Raw genomic sequence first — 2,551 nt, 5'->3', positions numbered from 1 at the left:
TGTGAAGGGTTTCGGATGCCGGCCCCATGACGGTGAGGCCGCGCGCACGGGGCCGGCGTCCGAAACCCTCCAAGGGAGGAAACCGCGCTTGAGGGAACGAAGGCCGTGCCGCAGGCGCTATGGCGATTTGAGAGCCGCGGGAGAGATTTGTGATCGGGATCGAGCCGCCCCGGCAAGTTGGCCGACGGTGAAGCGGCTGGTGAATCGGCGGCGGATCGCGTCGGACATGATGAACTGTCGGACGATTTGAGACGAGGGCTGGATATCTGAGCGTGCTCTGCCGTGGCCGGTCGAAGGCCGGCGAGCGCGATGACGAGATTTGCGGGATTGTGACGGGCTCATGAGGTGTCGATCCTGATGACGTTCGTTGGACCTGTCGGCCGATGCCGTGGCGTTGCACCGCGCTCGAAGACCTCGATGACGATCATGCGACCGCCGCAGCATGGACAACTCGGCTTGCTGGGATCGACGGCGGTTGCGGCAGGCTGGCCGTCAGGTTTTGCAACGGCGAGCAGCTCGCGGGCGCGTGCGATGTTGTCGGCACAAGCGTTTTTGGCGAACAGGCCGTAGTGGCGGATGCGATGGAAACGGGATGGCAGCACGTGGATGAGGAAGCGGCGGATGAACTCGTCCGTGGCGAGCGTCATGCGCTTGTATCGATCGCGGTCCTCGATGCGATAGTCCTTCCACTTGAAGGTGATGCCGTGCTCGTCGAAGGCGATCAAGCGGCTGTTGGCAATGGCAACGCGGTGGGTGTAACGCGCCAGGTAGGCCAGCACGGCTTCAGGTCCGCCGAATGGTCGCTTTGCGTAGACGACCCACTCGGCTTTGCGCAGCGGCGCGAGATAAGCCGTGAAGCATTGCGCATCGGCCAGATATAGGTGGGCGCCGAAGAAGCTGAGGCGGCCGGCTTGGTGGGCGGCGGCGAGCTTCTCCAGGAACAGCCGGCGGAACAAGCGCGAGAGCACGCGCACGGGGAGGAAGAATCCGGCCCGGCAGGACACCCAGCGCTGGCCGTCGGGCGAGATGCCGCCGCCTGGGACGATCATGTGGACATGCGGATGATGGGTCATCGCCGAGCCCCAGGTGTGCAGCACGGAGGTGATGCCGATCCTGGCACCGAGATGCTTCGGATCGGCGGCGATCGTCAGCATGGTCTCGGCCGAGACCTTGAACAGCAGATCGTAGATGACGGCCTTGTTCTGGTAGCCAATGTCGGCGATCGGCGCAGGCAGCGTGAACACCACGTGATAGTACGGCACCGGCAACAGATCGGCCTCACGCGCGGCGAGCCAGTCCTTTGCCGCGGCGCCCTGGCACTTCGGGCAGTGCCGGTTGCGGCAGGAGTTGTAGGCAATCGTCGTATAGGTGCAGTCCTCGCAGCGCGCGACATGGCCGCCGAGAGCTGCCGTGCGGCAGTTCTCGATTGCCGACATCACCTTCAGCTGTCCGAGGCTGATATGGCCGGCATTGGCTCTGCGCCATGCCGGTCCGCGGTCGCGGAAGATATCCGCGACCTCCAAAGCCGGGCGCGACATAGGCGCCTCCGCGTCAGCCGGGCGGTCGGACCTCCTTGAGCTTGAGCGCGATGTGCTCCAGCGGGCTCATGACCTCGCTGATCGTCTTGGTGGCGACGCGGGTATAGAGTGCGGTGGTGTCGAGCCTGGCGTGACCGAGCAGCACCTGGATGACGCGGACATCGATGTTCTGCTCGAGCAGGTGGGTGGCAAAGCTGTGCCGCAAGGTGTGAAGCGAGACGCGCTTGTTGATCTCCGCCATCTGGGCAGCGGCGTGGCAGGCGCGATTGAGCTGGCGCGTGGTCATCGGCTGCGCCGGATCGCGGCCCGGGAACAGCCAACCCCGCGGCCGCGCCGCCCGCCACCAGGTTCGCAGCAGGTCGAGCAGGTGCGGCGACAGCATGACGTTACGGTCCTTGCCGCCTTTGCCCTGCTCGACACGAATGATCATGCGCTTGCTGTCGATGTCGGAGACCTTGAGCGAGACCACCTCGGCGGCGCGCAGGCCGGCGCCGTAGGCCACGCTCAGCGCCGCCTTGTATTTGAGCCCGGGTGCAGCATCGAGCAGCCGTGCCACCTCCTCGGGGCTGAGCACCACCGGCAGCTTGCGCGGCTCGTGAACGACATGAGTGTGCTCGACGATCTCGTGGCGCTTCAGCGTGACCTTAAAAAAGAACCGCAACGTCGAGACGGTCTGGTTGATGGTCGGTACACCAACGCCGCTCGCCGCCAGATGCAGCTGGTAGCGGCGCACGTCCTCGAAGCTCGCCATATCGGGTGATCGCCCGAGGAACGCAGCGAAGTTCTTGACCCTCTGCACGTAGTCATGTTGGGTCTTCGGCGCGAATTTGCGGATCGTCATGTCTTCGATCATGCGCCGCCGCAATGGGCTCATGGCCTCGTCGGTCATGGGGATGCTCCTGTCTTGATGGAGGTTGTCGGAACACCTCGATCTCAAGACAGGACGCCCCGTTGCGCTATCCCATTGGCCCTGACGCCCGCAGCAGTACCCTACCGCGCGAGCGGTTTAGTCC

At 64.7% G+C, this 2,551-nt stretch carries 2 protein-coding genes; both read right to left on the bottom strand.

Going from position 1 to position 2,551, the window contains the following annotated elements; all coding sequences use genetic code 11:
* Positions 1 to 338 precede the first annotated feature (338 nt).
* Positions 339 to 1,538: an IS91 family transposase gene (locus IVB22_RS24395; RefSeq protein ID WP_247519803.1), complete on the bottom strand. Its 1,200-nt coding sequence runs from the start codon at positions 1,536 to 1,538 to the stop codon at positions 339 to 341.
* Between the two features lie 13 nt (positions 1,539 to 1,551).
* A complete protein-coding gene (locus IVB22_RS24390) occupies positions 1,552 to 2,427 on the bottom strand; it encodes a site-specific integrase (protein WP_247519802.1) in 876 nt (291 codons plus the stop codon).
* Positions 2,428 to 2,551: the final 124 nt, after the last annotated feature.

Source organism: Bradyrhizobium sp. 190, from assembly GCF_023073415.1.
In the GTDB taxonomy this organism is placed as follows: domain Bacteria; phylum Pseudomonadota; class Alphaproteobacteria; order Rhizobiales; family Xanthobacteraceae; genus Bradyrhizobium.
This window is presented reverse-complemented; position numbering and strand designations above follow the sequence as displayed.